At 72.3% G+C, this 14,264-nt stretch carries 15 protein-coding genes; 6 read left to right on the top strand and 9 right to left on the bottom strand.

Going from position 1 to position 14,264, the window contains the following annotated elements:
• Positions 1 to 15 precede the first annotated feature (15 nt).
• The 3 genes from ACIQVZ_RS35715 to ACIQVZ_RS35705 all read left to right on the top strand — a co-directional run bounded on the left by ACIQVZ_RS35715 (position 16) and on the right by ACIQVZ_RS35705 (position 2,189).
• Positions 16 to 174 carry a hypothetical protein gene (locus ACIQVZ_RS35715; protein ID WP_402455917.1) on the top strand — a complete coding sequence of 53 codons (159 nt, stop codon included), beginning with the start codon at positions 16 to 18 and terminating at the stop codon, positions 172 to 174.
• Between the two features lie 53 nt (positions 175 to 227).
• Positions 228 to 830, top strand: a complete 603-nt coding sequence (locus ACIQVZ_RS35710; RefSeq protein WP_402455915.1) for a hypothetical protein — start codon at positions 228 to 230, stop codon at positions 828 to 830.
• Positions 831 to 1,352: 522 nt separating this feature from the next.
• On the top strand, positions 1,353 to 2,189 hold the full coding sequence (locus ACIQVZ_RS35705; RefSeq protein ID WP_402455914.1) for a TrmH family RNA methyltransferase: 837 nt from the start codon (positions 1,353 to 1,355) through the stop codon (positions 2,187 to 2,189).
• A gap of 7 nt (positions 2,190 to 2,196) precedes the next feature.
• Here the strand turns inward: ACIQVZ_RS35705 and ACIQVZ_RS35700 are convergent, their stop codons facing one another.
• The 9 genes from ACIQVZ_RS35700 to ACIQVZ_RS35660 are packed head-to-tail and all read right to left on the bottom strand — an operon-like array spanning position 2,197 to position 10,761.
• The gene (locus ACIQVZ_RS35700; RefSeq protein WP_402455912.1) at positions 2,197 to 3,186 is read right to left on the bottom strand and encodes a glycosyltransferase family 4 protein; all 990 of its coding nucleotides are present in this window, start codon (positions 3,184 to 3,186) and stop codon (positions 2,197 to 2,199) included.
• An 8-nt stretch (positions 3,187 to 3,194) separates the two neighbouring features.
• The gene (locus tag ACIQVZ_RS35695; RefSeq protein WP_402455910.1) at positions 3,195 to 4,046 is read right to left on the bottom strand and encodes a glycosyltransferase family 2 protein; all 852 of its coding nucleotides are present in this window, start codon (positions 4,044 to 4,046) and stop codon (positions 3,195 to 3,197) included.
• Positions 4,043 to 4,819, bottom strand: coding sequence for an HAD family hydrolase (locus ACIQVZ_RS35690; RefSeq protein WP_402455909.1), 777 nt, complete (start codon positions 4,817 to 4,819; stop codon positions 4,043 to 4,045). The genes ACIQVZ_RS35695 and ACIQVZ_RS35690 overlap by 4 nt, the downstream gene beginning before the upstream one ends.
• Complete coding sequence (locus tag ACIQVZ_RS35685; protein WP_402455907.1) at positions 4,816 to 5,841, bottom strand: NAD-dependent epimerase/dehydratase family protein; 1,026 nt, start codon at positions 5,839 to 5,841, stop codon at positions 4,816 to 4,818. Before ACIQVZ_RS35685 ends, ACIQVZ_RS35690 begins: the two co-directional genes overlap by 4 nt.
• A gap of 27 nt (positions 5,842 to 5,868) precedes the next feature.
• Positions 5,869 to 7,071 (bottom strand): polysaccharide pyruvyl transferase family protein, encoded by a 1,203-nt coding sequence (locus ACIQVZ_RS35680; protein WP_402455905.1) that lies wholly within the window; start codon positions 7,069 to 7,071, stop codon positions 5,869 to 5,871.
• A gap of 15 nt (positions 7,072 to 7,086) precedes the next feature.
• Positions 7,087 to 8,124: a hypothetical protein gene (locus ACIQVZ_RS35675; RefSeq protein ID WP_402455903.1), complete on the bottom strand. Its 1,038-nt coding sequence runs from the start codon at positions 8,122 to 8,124 to the stop codon at positions 7,087 to 7,089.
• Positions 8,121 to 9,152 (bottom strand): glycosyltransferase family 2 protein, encoded by a 1,032-nt coding sequence (locus ACIQVZ_RS35670; RefSeq protein ID WP_402455901.1) that lies wholly within the window; start codon positions 9,150 to 9,152, stop codon positions 8,121 to 8,123. Before ACIQVZ_RS35670 ends, ACIQVZ_RS35675 begins: the two co-directional genes overlap by 4 nt.
• Positions 9,149 to 9,808 carry a phytanoyl-CoA dioxygenase family protein gene (locus ACIQVZ_RS35665; RefSeq protein ID WP_402455899.1) on the bottom strand — a complete coding sequence of 220 codons (660 nt, stop codon included), beginning with the start codon at positions 9,806 to 9,808 and terminating at the stop codon, positions 9,149 to 9,151. The genes ACIQVZ_RS35670 and ACIQVZ_RS35665 overlap by 4 nt, the downstream gene beginning before the upstream one ends.
• Positions 9,805 to 10,761, bottom strand: a complete 957-nt coding sequence (locus ACIQVZ_RS35660; RefSeq protein ID WP_402455897.1) for an NAD-dependent epimerase/dehydratase family protein — start codon at positions 10,759 to 10,761, stop codon at positions 9,805 to 9,807. Before ACIQVZ_RS35660 ends, ACIQVZ_RS35665 begins: the two co-directional genes overlap by 4 nt.
• A 458-nt stretch (positions 10,762 to 11,219) precedes the next feature.
• Between ACIQVZ_RS35660 and ACIQVZ_RS35655 the strand changes: the two genes are divergently transcribed.
• The 3 genes from ACIQVZ_RS35655 to ACIQVZ_RS35645 all read left to right on the top strand — a co-directional run bounded on the left by ACIQVZ_RS35655 (position 11,220) and on the right by ACIQVZ_RS35645 (position 14,243).
• Positions 11,220 to 12,515 (top strand): hypothetical protein, encoded by a 1,296-nt coding sequence (locus ACIQVZ_RS35655; protein ID WP_402455895.1) that lies wholly within the window; start codon positions 11,220 to 11,222, stop codon positions 12,513 to 12,515.
• On the top strand, positions 12,512 to 13,225 hold the full coding sequence (locus tag ACIQVZ_RS35650) for an SDR family NAD(P)-dependent oxidoreductase (RefSeq protein ID WP_402455894.1): 714 nt from the start codon (positions 12,512 to 12,514) through the stop codon (positions 13,223 to 13,225). The genes ACIQVZ_RS35655 and ACIQVZ_RS35650 overlap by 4 nt, the downstream gene beginning before the upstream one ends.
• 739 nt (positions 13,226 to 13,964) lie before the next feature.
• Complete coding sequence (locus ACIQVZ_RS35645) at positions 13,965 to 14,243, top strand: hypothetical protein (RefSeq protein WP_402455893.1); 279 nt, start codon at positions 13,965 to 13,967, stop codon at positions 14,241 to 14,243.
• Positions 14,244 to 14,264 lie beyond the last annotated feature (21 nt).

Here is a 14,264-nt window from a genome sequence, read left to right as displayed (position 1 = left end):
TCCACGGCCTACGGCGTGGACGTGGTGCGGCACGACAAGGGCCGCACCTACCAGGTCATCGCGATGCTCTCCGCACTGACCGGCTGCGTGACCGCGCTGGAGGTCGCCGAGACGCTGCCCTTCTGGCGGGAGGAAGCCGCGCTCGGGCTGGAGACCGTCCTGCGGGTACCCTAGCCTCGGCTGCCGTGGAAGTGGAACCTGGGCCGGACCCTCGCGCAGGCCGCCCGATGACCGCCCCCACCGAGCGAGTGCTCGGCGACGACGCAGCCGCCACCGTCGCCCGCACCGGGATACCGGTCCTGCTCCTCGCCGACCAGCCCGCACCCGCGACGATCACCGCGGCCATCGGCGGCGAGCCCCGCCGCTACACCTCCACCACCGTCACCTACCCGGACGGCGCGCGCGGTGAAGTCCACGCGCCCGGCGGCCCCGGGCCTGACGACCTGGTCCGGCGCGCGCTGCCCGGCGCAGCGCGCGTCACCTCGGCGTACCTCGTCGTACCAGGCCAGCTCACCCCCGGATTCGAGGTCCGCCACAACGGGTTCCTCGCCCGCGCCGGCGCCTGGCACGGATGGACCCTGCTCACCGTCACCCCCGACCCGCGGTACTACGGAGGACTGCCCACACTGCGGCTCGCCCTCGCGGACGGCGACGCTCATTTCCTCAGCGAGACGATCAGGGACTTCGCCCGCTACCGGGAGTCCTGGTGGATCTTCGACCGGGCAGGCTGGTGGGAGGTCACCAGAGCAGACGTCGCTGCCGGTCTGGATCTCATGGAGGCGAACATGCGACTCGCCGATCAAGCCGTTCGCCGTACTGGCAGGGTGTGAGGGTGTTCGCCGCAGGCCGGCGCCCTCACACTCCGCGGCCGTCAGATGTAGTCGGTGAAGTTGCTTCCAGCGTGCTCGATGTAGGCCGTCGTGCTGGAGCGAGCCGCGTCGGCAACTTGGCGAAGGCGGTTCATGCTCCGCAGGTTGAGGACGTCTTCCCAGTCTTCGATCGGGCGGGCATCCCACTCGCTGTGTTCAGCGGGGTCGAGCCGGATTGACGCGAGCTGCTTGGGGCCGAGTGCGCCGCTGTCGAGGGCCAGGTCGGTTCAGTCGGGAGGAGGTGGACCGCCAGCAGCCGTCCGCACTCCAGGGTGAGGCCGGTCTCCTGCTCGGTCTCCCGGACGGACCTGCTGGACCGGTGTAGGTGACCGCGGGCGAGCTTGGCCCTCCAGTCGTACCAGACGCTCTCGGTGGCTTCGCCCTGCGTAACGAGACCTGCGGTGTAGGGTTCTTAGCTGCGCTGGTGCGGACTCCGTCGTGGTCGGAACGCATCGTGGAAGTCGGCTCATCCTTGGAGGACAGGTGCCAGCGGTTCAGCGGATCACCTCTCGCAACGCCCGGTTCCAGCAGTGGGAGGCGCTGCTCACCAACCGGAAGAAGCGCAGCCAGCTGCGCGAGTTCCTGGTTCAGGGGGTTCGGCCGATCTCGCTGGCGGTGGAGTACGGGTGGCCGATCAGCGCGCTGCTCTATGACGACCGGCGGAAGTTGTCGGGTTGGGCGCAGGAGTTGTTGCGAACGACTCGGGCTGAGCGGATCGTGATGGCGGCGGAGCTGTTGGCGGAGCTGGGTGAGAAGACCGAGGGCGCACCTGAGGTGATCGCGGTGGTGGGCATGCCGGCGGACGACCTCAGCCGGGTCGAGGTCGGGCCGGATTTCCTCGGTGTCCTCTTCGACCGGCCGACCACGCCGGGCAACATCGGGTCGATCATCCGGTCGGCGGACGCCTTCGGTGCGCACGGGATGATCGTTTCGGGCCATGCCGCCGACGTCTACGACCCGAAGGCCGTTCGGGCGACCACGGGCAGCCTGTTCTCGCTCCCGTCCGTTCGGGTGCCGGGGGCGACCGAGGTGATGACGTGGGTGGAGCAGCAGCGGGCCTCCGGTCGTCCGCTGGTCTTGGTGGGCACGGATGAGAAGGGTGACGCGGACGTCTACGACTTCGATCTGACTCAGCCGGTGCTGCTGCTGGTGGGGAACGAGACGACGGGGTTGTCCAGTACGTGGAGGGAGCTGTGCGACTTCACGGTGAGCATCCCGATGACGGGGGCGGCCAGTTCGCTGAATGCGGCGAACGCTGCGACCGCGGTGCTCTACGAGGCTTCCCGGCAGCGGATCGCGGCCGGGAAGCGCTCGCGCTGAGCGTCGGTCAGGTCCAAGTGCCGTCCGCGGCGGCGCGGCGGTAGACCTCCAGGTACGTGGAGGCGGTCAGGTGGTGGCCCCAGCGCTCGACGGCGGTGGCGCGCAGTTGCTTCGGGGCGGGGAGGCCGGCCAGGATTTTGGCTGCCTCCTCCCCGGTGGGCGTGTGCTCGACCGGTAGGGCGATGCCCACGTGCGGGGCGATCTCGGCGAGGCAGCCGTTGTCGCTGGCGATGACCGGGGTGCCGCTGACCGCGGCCTCGGCGACGACGGTGGCCCCGGGTTCGATCCACTCGTCGCCGAGGGGGCCGCCGAGAGGCTGGGAGAGGACGAGCAGCCCACGGGCGGCGGCGAGCAGTTCGGTGCGGTGGCTGCCGCCGACCTCGCCGACGTACTCGGCGGTGCCGGGGAAGTCGGTGAGGATGCCGTGCAGGTAGTCCGGCTCCCACGCGGGTCCGGCGAGTTTCAGCGGGAGGCCGGCGGCTTGGGCGAAGGCGGCGGCCTGTCTTGCGCCCTTGTGGACGGAGACCCGGCCGAGGAACAGCAGGAAGTCCTCCTTCTCCTGGCGGTAGGTGTAGCGGTCGGGGTTGACCGGCAGCCGGATGAGCGGCGCGTGCTCGGACCCGGCGGCGCGGCGCTGGGCATGAGAGAGGTAGACGCTGTTCGTCCGGTACTCCGGCACGCTGTTGAGGTGGTGGGTGCGCACGGTGGGCCAGTCGGGTTCGGCGGGCAGCAGCTGGCCGTTGGTGTGGTCGTGCACGACGTCCGGGCCGAACGTGCGGAGCGCGGCCCGGGTGGTGTCGAAGGTGGTGGCGTCGGAGACGGTCAGGCCCGGCCGGGCGGTGCTGCCGGGCGCGCCGACCAGGAGGACCTCGTGCCCGGCTGCCAGCAGAGCGTCGATGAGGGTGGCGACCACCCACTGGATGCCGCCGTAGCCCTGCGGGGGGACGGTGATCCACTGGCTGGTGTCCTGCCCGAAGCGGTGGGGCGGGTTGAGCATCGCGATCCTCACGGGCGACGCCGGGGCCGGTGGAGGAGTTCGCGGACGGTGCCGGCCAGCACGGCGGCGGTGTAGAGGACGGCGAGCGCGGCGGGGAGGAGGCCGGGCCCGCCGGAGCGGTTGCGCCCCCACTCCTTGAGCAGGCCGCTACCGGCTGTGCGGCGGCGGACTTCGCTGCGGCCCTGCCAGTAGGCGCGGCGCAGGAGGTAGCCGGGGCGGAGCCGGTGGGCGGGGATCAGGTGGCGGACCTGTGTGTCGTGGAGGACCGCGGTGGCCGCGCCGAGTTGGGCGAGGCGGCGCACCAGCGTGGTGTCCTCGGCGCTGGCCAGGTTGGTGCCGACGCGGCCCAGGCGGCTGTCGAAGTCGACGCCGAGCAGCCGGGCGTGGTCGCGGTCGAGGGCGAAGCACCCGCCCCAGATGCTGGCGGGCAGGTCCGGGTGGTGGGAGCCGAGGTAGTGCAGCTGCCCGGCGGTGAGCCACCACGGGGTGCGGCGGCCTTGGAGGTCGGCGGTGATCCGGGTGCCGGCCACCTGCGCCCCGTCGGACAGGGCGGCGCGCAGGTGCTCGATCGCTTCGGTGGTGGGGACGATGTCGTCGTCCACGAACACGACGTGCCGGGTGGGGGCCTCCTTCAGCGCGAGGTTGCGGCTGTAGGACAGGCCGATCGTGGCCCCGTTGAACAGGACGGTGCGCCGGTCGGCGGGTCCGGCGAGCCGCTGCTGGCTAGCGGCGTCCGCGGCGGTGTCCACGACGACCACGAGGTGGTCGTTCGGGCCGAGGACGCCCGGGAGCCGGTCGAGCGCCGTCAGGAGCAGGGTGGGCCGGTTGCTGCACAGCGCGACGGTGAGGGCGGTGGTCATCGGAGCGCCTTTGTGTGGCGCCGGGCCGGGGCGCGGTCGGCGAGTTGGTCGGCCAGGTCGGCGAGGTCGCGGGTGTGGAGGCTGTGGTCGGCGGCGGGGTGCCGGCGGACCTCCAGCCGTTCGGCCCGCACTTCCTGGTAGGCGGTGGCCAGGGCCGGGTCGGTGCCGGGCGGGGCGCTCCAGTCGGTGGGCGGGGTGACGAGCGCGGCGTGGGCGCCGAGGCTCTGGGCGGGGGCGGCGTCGTGGTCGGGCCGGTCGCCGACCATGAGGGTGGTGGCCGGGTTCCAGCCGAGCTGCCCGATGGCCCAGCCGAGCAGGCCGGGGTCGGGCTTGGCGATGCCCACTGTGGTGTCGAGGGCTATGAGGGCCAGGTGCTCGGCGGCCCCGGAGGCGCGCAGGACCTCCTCGCACTCCGGGGGCTGGTTGGCGACCACGCACACCGGCCGGTGCTGGGCGAGGGCGGCGAGCGCGTCGACGGCGCCGGGGACCGGTTGCGCGAGGTCGGCCCAGCGGCGGCGGACGTCGGTCCAGGCGTGGGTGCCGGCCGGGGTGTAGAGGCCGGGGCTGGCGGTGGCGCTGGCCCGGCGGAGGTAGAAGCGGCGCATCTGGGCGGTGAAGCGCTCGATGGTGAGGGCGGGGTCGGCGTCACCGGCCCGCTCCAGGACGCCTTGGAGCCAGGCGAGTTCGAAGGGCTCGTCGTAGTAGAGGACGCCGCCGACGTCGGTGGCGATGGTGTCGATGGCGGGGGCGCTGGCCGTCGGGGGCTTTGTCACGGGGTGTCCGTCCGGGGGGCGGTGGCGGTGGTGTACCACTCGGGCTGGGTGCCGGAGCCGGTTTCGAGGGTGAGCGTGCTGCGCGGGGTGACGGGGCCGTGGGCCGTGGCCCAGGCGGCGGTGGCGGCAAGGCCGTCGGCCAGCGGGGTGTCCTGCCAGCTGCCGAGCAGCATCCGGGCGAGGTCGCTGCTGGTGTAGGCGGCGTGGACTTCCTCGCGGGTGGCGAGGTGGCGGATCGGGTGGCCGGGGACGCCCATCGCCTCGCGGACCGCGTGGGCCATCTCCAGGACGGTGCAGGGCTGCTGGCTGCCGACGTTGATCACCCGGTTCCAGTGCCGGGTGTTGTCGGCGGCGTCGAGGAACGACCCGACGATGTCGTGGACGTAGGTGAAGGAGCGGCGCTGGCTTCCGTCGCCGTACACGGTGATCGGCTCGCCGCGCATGATCTGGTTGAGGAAGATCGCCACGGCGTTGCGCAGGGGGTCGCCCATGTTCTGCCGCTCGCCGTAGACGTTGTGCATCCGCAGGGCGGTGAACGGCAGGCCCTGCATCTTGGCGGTGATGGCGAGTTCGCGTTCGATGGTGAGTTTGGCGTTGCCGTAGCTGTCGGCGGGCTGGGGGCGGTCGTCCTCGCACATCGGGACGCGGCCGGTGCCGTAGACGGCGACGGAGGAGGCGTAGGAGAAGTACCGGACCTTGGTGCGCAGGGCGGCGTTGATCAGGTGGGCGCTGCCGAGGACGTTGACCTCGTAGTTGTGGGCCTTGACGGCGTGGCTGATGCCCTCGGCGGCGAACGCGGCCAGGTGGAAGACGCTGTCGAAGGCGTGGGAGGCGAAGAGGTCGTCCACGGCGGCGCGGTCGGCGATCGAGCCGACCACCAGCTGCGCGCCGGTGGGGACGTTGTCCTTCTTGCCGCCGTCGAGGTTGTCCAGGACGACGACGTCGTGTCCGGTGGCCAGGAGGCGGTCGGCGAGGTGGGAGCCGATGAATCCGGCTCCGCCGGTTACCAGGTGAAGGGCCATGCGGGTTCTCCGATCGGGTTGGCAGGTTCAGGAGTTGAGGAGGGCGCGCACCCGGGCGATGTCCGCCGTTGCGCGTGCGACCGTGTTGGGGAGCCGGGTGGCGAGGCGGTTGCGGAGCTTGTCGGTGTCCAGGTGGGCGATCCGCTCGGCGGCGGTGGGGTCGGCGGTGAACGCGGCGACGTCGCGGTGGACGTCGCCGGCCGGGACGTGGGGGCCGTAGGTGTCGGCGAGGACGCCGCCGAACTTCGGGCTGTGGCCGAGGGCGATGGCCGGGGTGCCGCTGGACAGGGCGCCGATCGAGGCGTGCAGGCGCTCGGAGATCACCAGTTCCGCGCCGCCGAGGACCGCCTTGTAGTCGGCGGCCCCGGTGCCGTCGGCGTCCAGCAGGTGCACCGGCACGCCGGGTAGGCGGGCCGCGATCTGCCGGGCCAGGAGGCGGTCGTCGTTGTGCTCGCGGGAGTCGTGGCAGTGCGGGAGGAGGACCAGCGGCCGGCGGCGCACGCGCCACAGCGTGTCGGCGAGGCGGGTGAGCGCGTCCAGGTGCCGGGTGTCGGTGATCGGGCTGTAGCGGGTGACGCCCCGGCTCGGCGCCAGGCACACGTACTCCTGGGCGGCGTCGAGTCCGGCGTCGGCGAGCAGCTGCGCGGCGCGGTCGGGGCCGGACGGCTGGAGGAGGAAGGCGGGGTCGGCGGAGAGCACGACCTGGTCGGCGGGTAGGGCGAGTTCGCCGACGAGGTAGGCCAGGGTGGTGCTCTCGCGGACGGTCAGCAGGTCGAGGCGGCCGGCGGTGGCGGTGAACGCGGCCTGTTCGGCCGGGTCGGTGAACGGGCCCACCGACTGGCCGACCATCGCGGTGGGGACGCCGAGCCTGTGGGCCCGGTCGAGCACCGCGAGGTAGGAGGTGGAGACGCCGTAGTCGCAGGTGTGCAGGTCGCCCCCGGTGGCCAGGACCAGGTCCGCGTTCTTGACGAGGCGGGCGGCGCGTTCGCGGCGGTGCTGCTCGGTTTCGACGGGCCGCATGGTGGCCCAGGAGCGGGAGACGACGAACGGGTCCGCGGTGCAGTCGGCGCCGCTTCCGGCGAGCGTTTCGGCGTCCAGGTCGGGGGTCTGGGTGAGGACGGTGACGGTGGTGTGCGCCGTGGTGGTCAGCGCGGTGGCCAGGGAACGGACGAGGGCCTCGACTCCTCGGCTCTCGCAGCTGGTGACGCCGGTGATCAGGATGTTGGGCACAGGGGGTCTCCCGGGCTAGTGGGTGAAGGCGAGGAGCTGGCCGAGGACGCGCCGGTAGTTGAAGCGGCGACGCAGGTCGTCCTGGACGCGGCCGAGTTGCCGGCGGTTGGCGGGGCCGTCGCGCAGGAGCCGTGCGAGGTCCTCGGTCGGGTGGGCGCCGAGCAGGAACGGGGCGATCTCCTCGCCGTAGAGGGCGGTGGTGTAGGCGAGTTCGGGCGGCAGGGCGGGCATGGTGCCGGCCGCGATGGTCTCGAACATGCGCGGGGTGAGCAGGTGTTGGTGGGCGAGCAGGGGGCGGGCCAGGACCGGGGTGATCTCGGCCTTCGCCATCTGGGTGAGGACCTGGCCGAACGGGACGGGGCCGGTGACCTTGACGCCGCGCTCGGCCAGCCAGCCGGGCCGGTTGGCGGTGGCGGTGAGGTGCTCGGGGTGGGGGTCGCCGCTCCACCAGCGGCCGGCGACCCGCAGCCGGGTCAGCGGCGGGCGGGCCGACCGGGCGGCTTCGACCAGGTTCGCGAGCGCGTCCCAGCGCCACCAGTTCGCGCCGACGTACTGCAGGTCGTAGATCGCGGCCGGTGACCGATCCGGGCGGTGCACGGGCTTGGGCATCCCGAAGTAGGGGAAGAACTGCGCGCCGTCCGGGATTTCGCGAAGGCGCGGCTGGAGGATCAGGTCGCTCAGCTGCCGGTACAGCTGCTGCCACTGCTGGTGGCCGTAGGCTCCGGCGGAGTCGTCCGCGCCGAGGACGGTGTGCTCGCCCCAGTGGGCGTCCGGGTCCAGGACGATCCGGCGGCTCCGGGGGATGCGCTCGCACAGCTCCATCCGCCGCTCGTCCAGGAACTGGCGGCCCTCGAAGACCAGCACCAGGTGCGTGCCCCAGGCGAGGTCGTCGACGACCGGCAGCAGGCCGGAGACCTGGTCGTCCAGGCGGCACAGCGGCCCGGCCAGCGCCACTTCGCAGTCCAGCGCGGGGGCGGCGCGTACGTACTCGGCGACCATGTGCGCCGATCCGGCCTGCCAGTGGAAGTCACCGGCGATCAGCACCCTGGTCACCGCGCACCCCCGGCGGGCGGTGTGGCGGCCAGGCGGTGGTGGGCGCGGCGGCGGCGCGCGATGGTCGGGGTGAGCCGCAGCAGCCACCACGCGGCGGCGGCCGTCTCCGCCCACCCTCGAAGCGGGGTGGTGTTCCCGCCGACCGAGCGACCGGCCAGGTCCTGGCGCAGCCACCGCCCGGCCAGGGAGAGGATCGCGGGCCACGTCCAGGTGACGTCGGTGAGCAGGAAGTAGTAGCGGTTGCGGCGCATCTGCACGCGCTTGTAGGTGCTCGCTCCGGTTCCGCCGCCGCCGTAGTGCTGGATGCCGAGGTCGAGGTTGAGGGCGACCCGCCAGCCTGCCCAGCGGGCCCGGCGGCACAGGTCGGTCTCCTCGTAGTAGGTGTGGAAGACCGGGTCGAACAGTCCGAGGGTGCGCAGGAGTTCGGCGCTCACGAAGAGGGCGGCGCCCTGGACGTAGGCGTGTTCCAGGGTGGCGGGGGCGCGGCCGTGTGCGGGGCCGGCCGGGGAGGGCCGGTGCGGGCGGTCGCCCACGAAGCCGTCGGCCTCGCCCAGTTTCAGCGCGAGCAGCGACCACGCGTTGTGCTCGTCCAGGGCGACCGGCCCGTCCCCGGGCTCGGCGTCGGTGTAGGTGTACTGCATGGGGCCGCAGATGCCGTAGGTGGGCCACTGCTCCATGAAGGCGGTCAGCCGGTGGACGAGGTCGGCGGGGGTGCGGGTGTCGGGGTTGACGAGGAACACGTAGTCGGCGCCTGCGGTCAGGGCGGCGCGCATGCCGACGTTGTTGGCGCGGGCGAAGCCGAGGTTGGCGTCGTTCTGGATGATCCGCACGGCGGGGAAGGCGTCGCGGACCATCTCGGTGCTGCCGTCGGCGGAGGCGTTGTCGACGTACCAGACGGTGAGGTCGAGGCCGGGGGTGTGGCTGGTGAGGAGGGTGGACAGGCAGGCGGTCAGCCAGCGGGCTTCGTTGGTGCCGACCGTGACGGTGGCGACCTTCGGGCGGCGGTTCGCGGGTGCGGTGCTGGTCACGGTGCCTCCGTGGCGTTGGGGACGAATTCGATGACGAGGCTGCGGCGGGGCCGCGCGGTGGGGTTGGGGCGCGAGGCGTGGACGGCCCGCACGTCGTGCACGGCGACGTCGCCGGCCTGGGCGCCGACCGTCAGCACGGGCCCGGCGGTGCGGACCTTCTGCGCGTCGGCGTCGTCGGCCAGCAGGTGGCTGCCGGGGACGAACTCCAGGCAGCCGTTGGAGGGGTCCGAGTCGTCCAGGAACAGGCTCAGGTTGACGGCGCGGCCGGGTTCGGCGTCGGTGCGGTCGCGGTGCCAGGGGACGGCGGCGGCCACCTTCGGCATCTTGACGATCATGGCAATGACCCGGGCCCGCGCCGGAGCGCCCAGGATGGTCTCGGCGAGGTGGTGCAGCGGGCCGGCGGCGAACAGCCCGGCCGCGAGCGTGGCACCCGGCTGCTGCTCAAGGTTGTGCACGCGGTAGAGCACCGGGGCGCTCTCGCCCTCGCGGGTGAAGTGCCAGAAGTCGTCGCCGCGGTGGCCGGCCTCGAACGCGGCCACCAGGGCATCGGCCTCCGCGCGCAGCCGCTCCAGCAACGGACCGGTCACCACGGCAGGGACGACCGTGTACCCGTCGGCCCAGAGCCGGCCGAGGGCTTCGGCGGTCGGCGCGCTCACCGGGTGGCCCCGGCGGCGAGCTGCCCCGTGAACCAGGCGACGGTAGCGGCCAGGCCGCCCTCGATCGCCGTCTGCGGCATCCACCCGAACACCTCACGGGCCAGGGTGGTGTCCGGTCGGCGGCGTACCGGGTCGTCCTCGGGCAGGGCGGTGAACTCCACCTCTGCGGCGGAGCCGGTGATGTCCAGGACCAGGCGGGCGAGGGCCAGCACCGTGCGCTCGTCCTCGGTCCCCAGGTTGACCGGCCCCGGGTGATCGCTCGCGGCGACCGCCAGCAGTCCGGCCACGGTGTCGTCGACGTAGCACAGCGAGCGGCTCTGGCTGCCGTCCCCCGCGACCCGGAGGGGCTGCCCGGCCAGCGCCCGGGTGACGAAGGCCGGCACCGCCCGGCCGTCGTCGGCGCGCATCCGCGGGCCGAAGGTGTTGAAGATCCGCACGATCGCGGTGTCGGTGCCGTACTCGCGGCGGTACGCGGCGGTGGCGGCCTCCGCGAAGCGCTTGGCCTCGTCGTAGACGCTGCGCGGGCCGATCGGGTTGACGTTGCCCCAGTACGACTCGGTCTGCGGGTGCTGGTGCGGGTCGCCGTACACCTCGGAGGTCGAGGCCAGGACGAACCGGGCACCGCGCTCCCTCGCCAGCTCCAGCGCGTTCAGCGTGCCGATGGAGCCGACCGACAGCGTCGCGATGGGGTGGCGCAGGTAGTCCGCCGGGGAGGCCGGCGAGGCGAGGTGGAACACCACCTCCACCCCGCCAGCGACGGCCAGCTTGTCGTTGACGTCCTGCTCGACCAGCTCGAAGTGCTCGGTGCCCAGCAGGTGCGCGATGTTGTCGCGCCGGCCGGTCAGGAAGTTGTCCACGCAGACCACGGCGAACCCGGAGTGGGTCAGCGCGTCACACAGATGGGAGCCGATGAATCCGGCTCCGCCGGTCACGACAGCAGTCCTTCGGGGCATGGGGCTCCTCCAGGCTCGGGCACGTCCGACCCTCCCGGCGGCACAAGGGCACGGCGGGCCGGAGCGGCGTACGCGGTGAACAGGCGTGGGCGCGGCCGGCTTGTCGCGCCCCGGTGATCGGTGCGAGTGGTCCGTCCGTCGGTGGACGTCTTCTCGCCGCACAGCCGGGTCATCGACACGAACGTGAAGTGGTCCCCGGCCGAGCGCCCCGGGGTACCCGGCCGCAGTTCAGCCAGCCGGGCACCCGTCGGGGGGAGCACTAGCTAACCCCCGATCAACTACTGCTGGCCATAGCGGGTTTGTCGTCTTCCTGTCGTCTTCTGACCCCAGCCGCCCCGGGCTGTACCATCAGCACACAGTGGTGGACCGGCTACATTCCGCTGAATCAATCGGGGGTTGAAATGGGCCGATCGACCGGCTCACGTACACCGGTACGGCTGGTTCACCCGCTGAGCGTGGTGCGGGACGAACGGGGCTGGACCTACCAGGACGTGGTCGACATCGCGGCCAGGCCCACCCGCCGGTCGGCCGACCGGCGCAAGGCGTGGAAATGGGAGCACTGGGGCGTCGAGCCGGACGCCGAGAGCCAAGCCGCCCTCGCGGCCGAACTCGGCATCCCGATACGGGAGGTGCACCGGATCGGCTGGCCCGGCTGGCTGCCGGACGGCAACCCGGTGCGCACCGGTTTCCCCTGGACCCGGGCGGGGACGCTCCAGTCGTTGGACGACACCCTGGAGCACGCCATGCTGGACCGGCGCGGATTCATGAAGCTCGGCGGCGAGGCCCTGACCGTGCTGGCCGGCCAGTGGCTCGCCGAAGACCCCGAGCCCGTCGCCGCGGCGCTCGCAGGGGGCCGCATCGACGCGCAGCTCGTCGCGGACCTGGAGGACGGCCTTCCCCGGCTCCGACGCCTGGAGGCCCGCCTCGGCGGACCGCGCGCCCGCCACCTCCTGGCAGCCGAACTCGACACCGTCACCAGTGTCCTCAAAGAGGCGTCCTACACCGACCCGGTCGGCCAGCGGCTGCTCCGCCTCGGCGCCGAACTGGCCCGCCTTGCCGGATGGTCCTCCTTCGACGCCGGACTCCACTCCGCAGCCCAGCGGTACTGGACGGCCGGCCTGCGCGCCGCCCACACCGCCGGCGACCGCGCACTGGGCGCCAACATCCTCAAGTCGCTCAGCCTCCAGTGCTGCGACCACGGTCTCGTCGCTCCCGCACTCGATCTCGCCGCCACCGCCGTCGAGGGCGCCGGCGATGTCACCCCCAGAACACGCGCGATGCTGCTGCTGCGGCAAGCCCGAGCCCAAGCCGCCTGCGGCGACAAGAGCGGATGCGACCGTTCGCTGTCCGAAGCCGAGACCCAGATGGCCCGCGCCGCCACCACAGACGACGACCCGGCGTGGCTGGAATACTTCGACCCCGCCGAGTTCCACGCCCAAACCGCCACCTGCTACGCGGACCTGCGCCGCCCGAGGCTGGCCGAGGTCCATTTCACCACCGCACTGGGCCTCATGCCTCCAGCCAAGGGGCGTGACCTGGCCACCTACACCATCCAGAGCGCCCGGACCCACATCGCTCTCGGCGACGCCGACCACGCCGTCCACCTCCTGGAGAGGGCCGTCCCGATGATCACCGCCGCCCCGTCCCAGCGCAACGCCGCCCGTTCCGCCGCCGCCCGCGCCGAACTCCCCTTCACCGCCCAGGACCCGAAAGTCCAGCACCTCGACCAGCTGCTCGCCACACTGGCCGTATGACCACACACCCCACCCCACGCGTCGCCCTCGTCTCCGGCGCAAACCGCGGGCTCGGCCTCGCCATCGCCACCCGCCTCGCCGAACAGGGCATGCAGGTCGTCCTCGGCGTGCGCGACCGCCTCGCCGGCCGGGACGCCACGGAAGCCCTCGGACGCCAGCGGCTGTTCGTCCACTCCCACGAACTCGACGTCACCGACCCGGCCAGCGTCGCCCGCTGCATCGCCGACGTCGCCGCCCCGCTCGGCCGCCTGGACGTGCTGGTCAACAACGCCGCCGTCGCCATCGACCGCGGCCAGGCCGCCGCCGCGCCGGACTTCGAGCGCGTCCGGGCCACCCTGGACACCAACCTCCTCGGCGCCTGGCGGCTCGCCGCCGCAGCCTCCCAGGAGATGCGCAAGAACGGCTACGGCCGCATCGTCAACATCACCAGCCACCTCGGCACCCAGAACAACATGGGCACCGGAAACGTCAGCTACCGCGTGGCCAAGGCCGGCCTCAACGCCCTCACCCAGATCCTCGCCGCCGAACTCGACGGCACCGGCATCCTCGTCAACGCCACCTCCCCCGGGCGCATGGCGACCCGCATGGCCTACGGCGAGACCGACCGCACCCCCGAGGACGCCGCCGACACACCCGTCTGGCTCGCCACCCTCCCCGACGACGGCCCCACCGGCGGCCTCTTCTACGAACGCAAGCCCCTAGCCTGGTAGCCGGAGGCAACTCCCCAGTCCAGTCCCGTTCAGCGGCAACACACGCAAGGTGCGCCAGTAGGGCAGCCGTGTCGGTCAGGTCCGGCAACACCACCTCCGCGCCGGCCGCACGAAGTCCAGAGGCGGAATGGACCCCCGTGGCGACGGCCACGATATGAACCCCGCTGATCAGCGCGGCCCCGACGTCCCGGTGGGGTGCCACCGACCAGCACCACAGGCGAATCCGCCGCAACGGCACGGGCGACGTGGACGCGGTCGCGGGCCACCGCGACGAGGGCCGTCCGATCCCGGTGGTCGGCACCGTAGGCACCGACCCCCAGGTCCACCGAGCCGTCGAGCCCGAAGGCAGCCAGCTTCAACCGGGCGTTCGCCGCGATGTTCCCGGTCAGCACCGACGAGACGACCCCAGGCTCCTGCGCGACAGCAGTAAGGGCCTCCCACACGCCGGGCGGCGCGCGGCCGCGCAGCCGCAGCGCCTCCGATCTCGCCCGGCCGGCGGGTTGGCGCTGCGGACGCTCCTTTGGTCGGCGGTGCCGGGATGGCTTCGAGTCAGCCGACACGCTAGGTCTCCGACCTGTGCAACTCGCAGCTCAGCACCTCGGTTGTCGCCCAAGGCATGTATTTCTTCACATAGTCAATCCACTCCTGCCTCGCTTCCTCTTCATTGTCCCGCCATGGAGTGTAGACGCGCGTTACCTGCCTCGTTCTGCGGTCCGTGAGAGATACGGTCAGGAGGTAGGTGTTCTTCTTCGCGCCCATCGATTCCGCCATTCCTCGTCCTCAAGCGCCGTACAGTAGTTCCATCCGGCGGATCTCGATGAATTCTCCGAGCGGCGTACTGGCCAGCAGTGCGACCTGCGCGCAGAAGCTCGGCCATGGCTGTCTCGGGGGTGACGCCCAGTCCTTTCGAGAGCTGCATCATCTCGGCGAACATGTGGTGCCTAGCCAGGCGATCGCCCTCGCCACGCGGTATCCCGGAGTCTGGACGCGCCACCTGAAAGACGGCCGCGAGGGTTAATGCGGCATTGCCGGAACGGAG

The organism is Kitasatospora sp. NPDC098663 (assembly GCF_044760075.1).
GTDB lineage: Bacteria > Actinomycetota > Actinomycetes > Streptomycetales > Streptomycetaceae > Kitasatospora.
Note: the sequence above shows the minus strand (reverse complement) of the source record. Positions and strands in the feature narration are given on the sequence as shown.

Excerpts from the sequence above, each read along its gene's own strand:
- ACIQVZ_RS35685 (WP_402455907.1), bottom strand. The coding sequence starts at position 5,841 with ATGGCCCTTCACCTGGTAACCGGCGGAGCCGGATTCATCGGCTCCCAC.
- ACIQVZ_RS35650 (WP_402455894.1), top strand. The coding sequence starts at position 12,512 with ATGACCACACACCCCACCCCACGCGTCGCCCTCGTCTCCGGCGCAAAC.
- ACIQVZ_RS35660 (WP_402455897.1), bottom strand. The coding sequence starts at position 10,761 with ATGCCCCGAAGGACTGCTGTCGTGACCGGCGGAGCCGGATTCATCGGC.
- ACIQVZ_RS35700 (WP_402455912.1), bottom strand. The coding sequence starts at position 3,186 with ATGCTCAACCCGCCCCACCGCTTCGGGCAGGACACCAGCCAGTGGATC.
- ACIQVZ_RS35710 (WP_402455915.1), top strand. The coding sequence starts at position 228 with ATGACCGCCCCCACCGAGCGAGTGCTCGGCGACGACGCAGCCGCCACC.
- ACIQVZ_RS35695 (WP_402455910.1), bottom strand. The coding sequence starts at position 4,046 with ATGACCACCGCCCTCACCGTCGCGCTGTGCAGCAACCGGCCCACCCTG.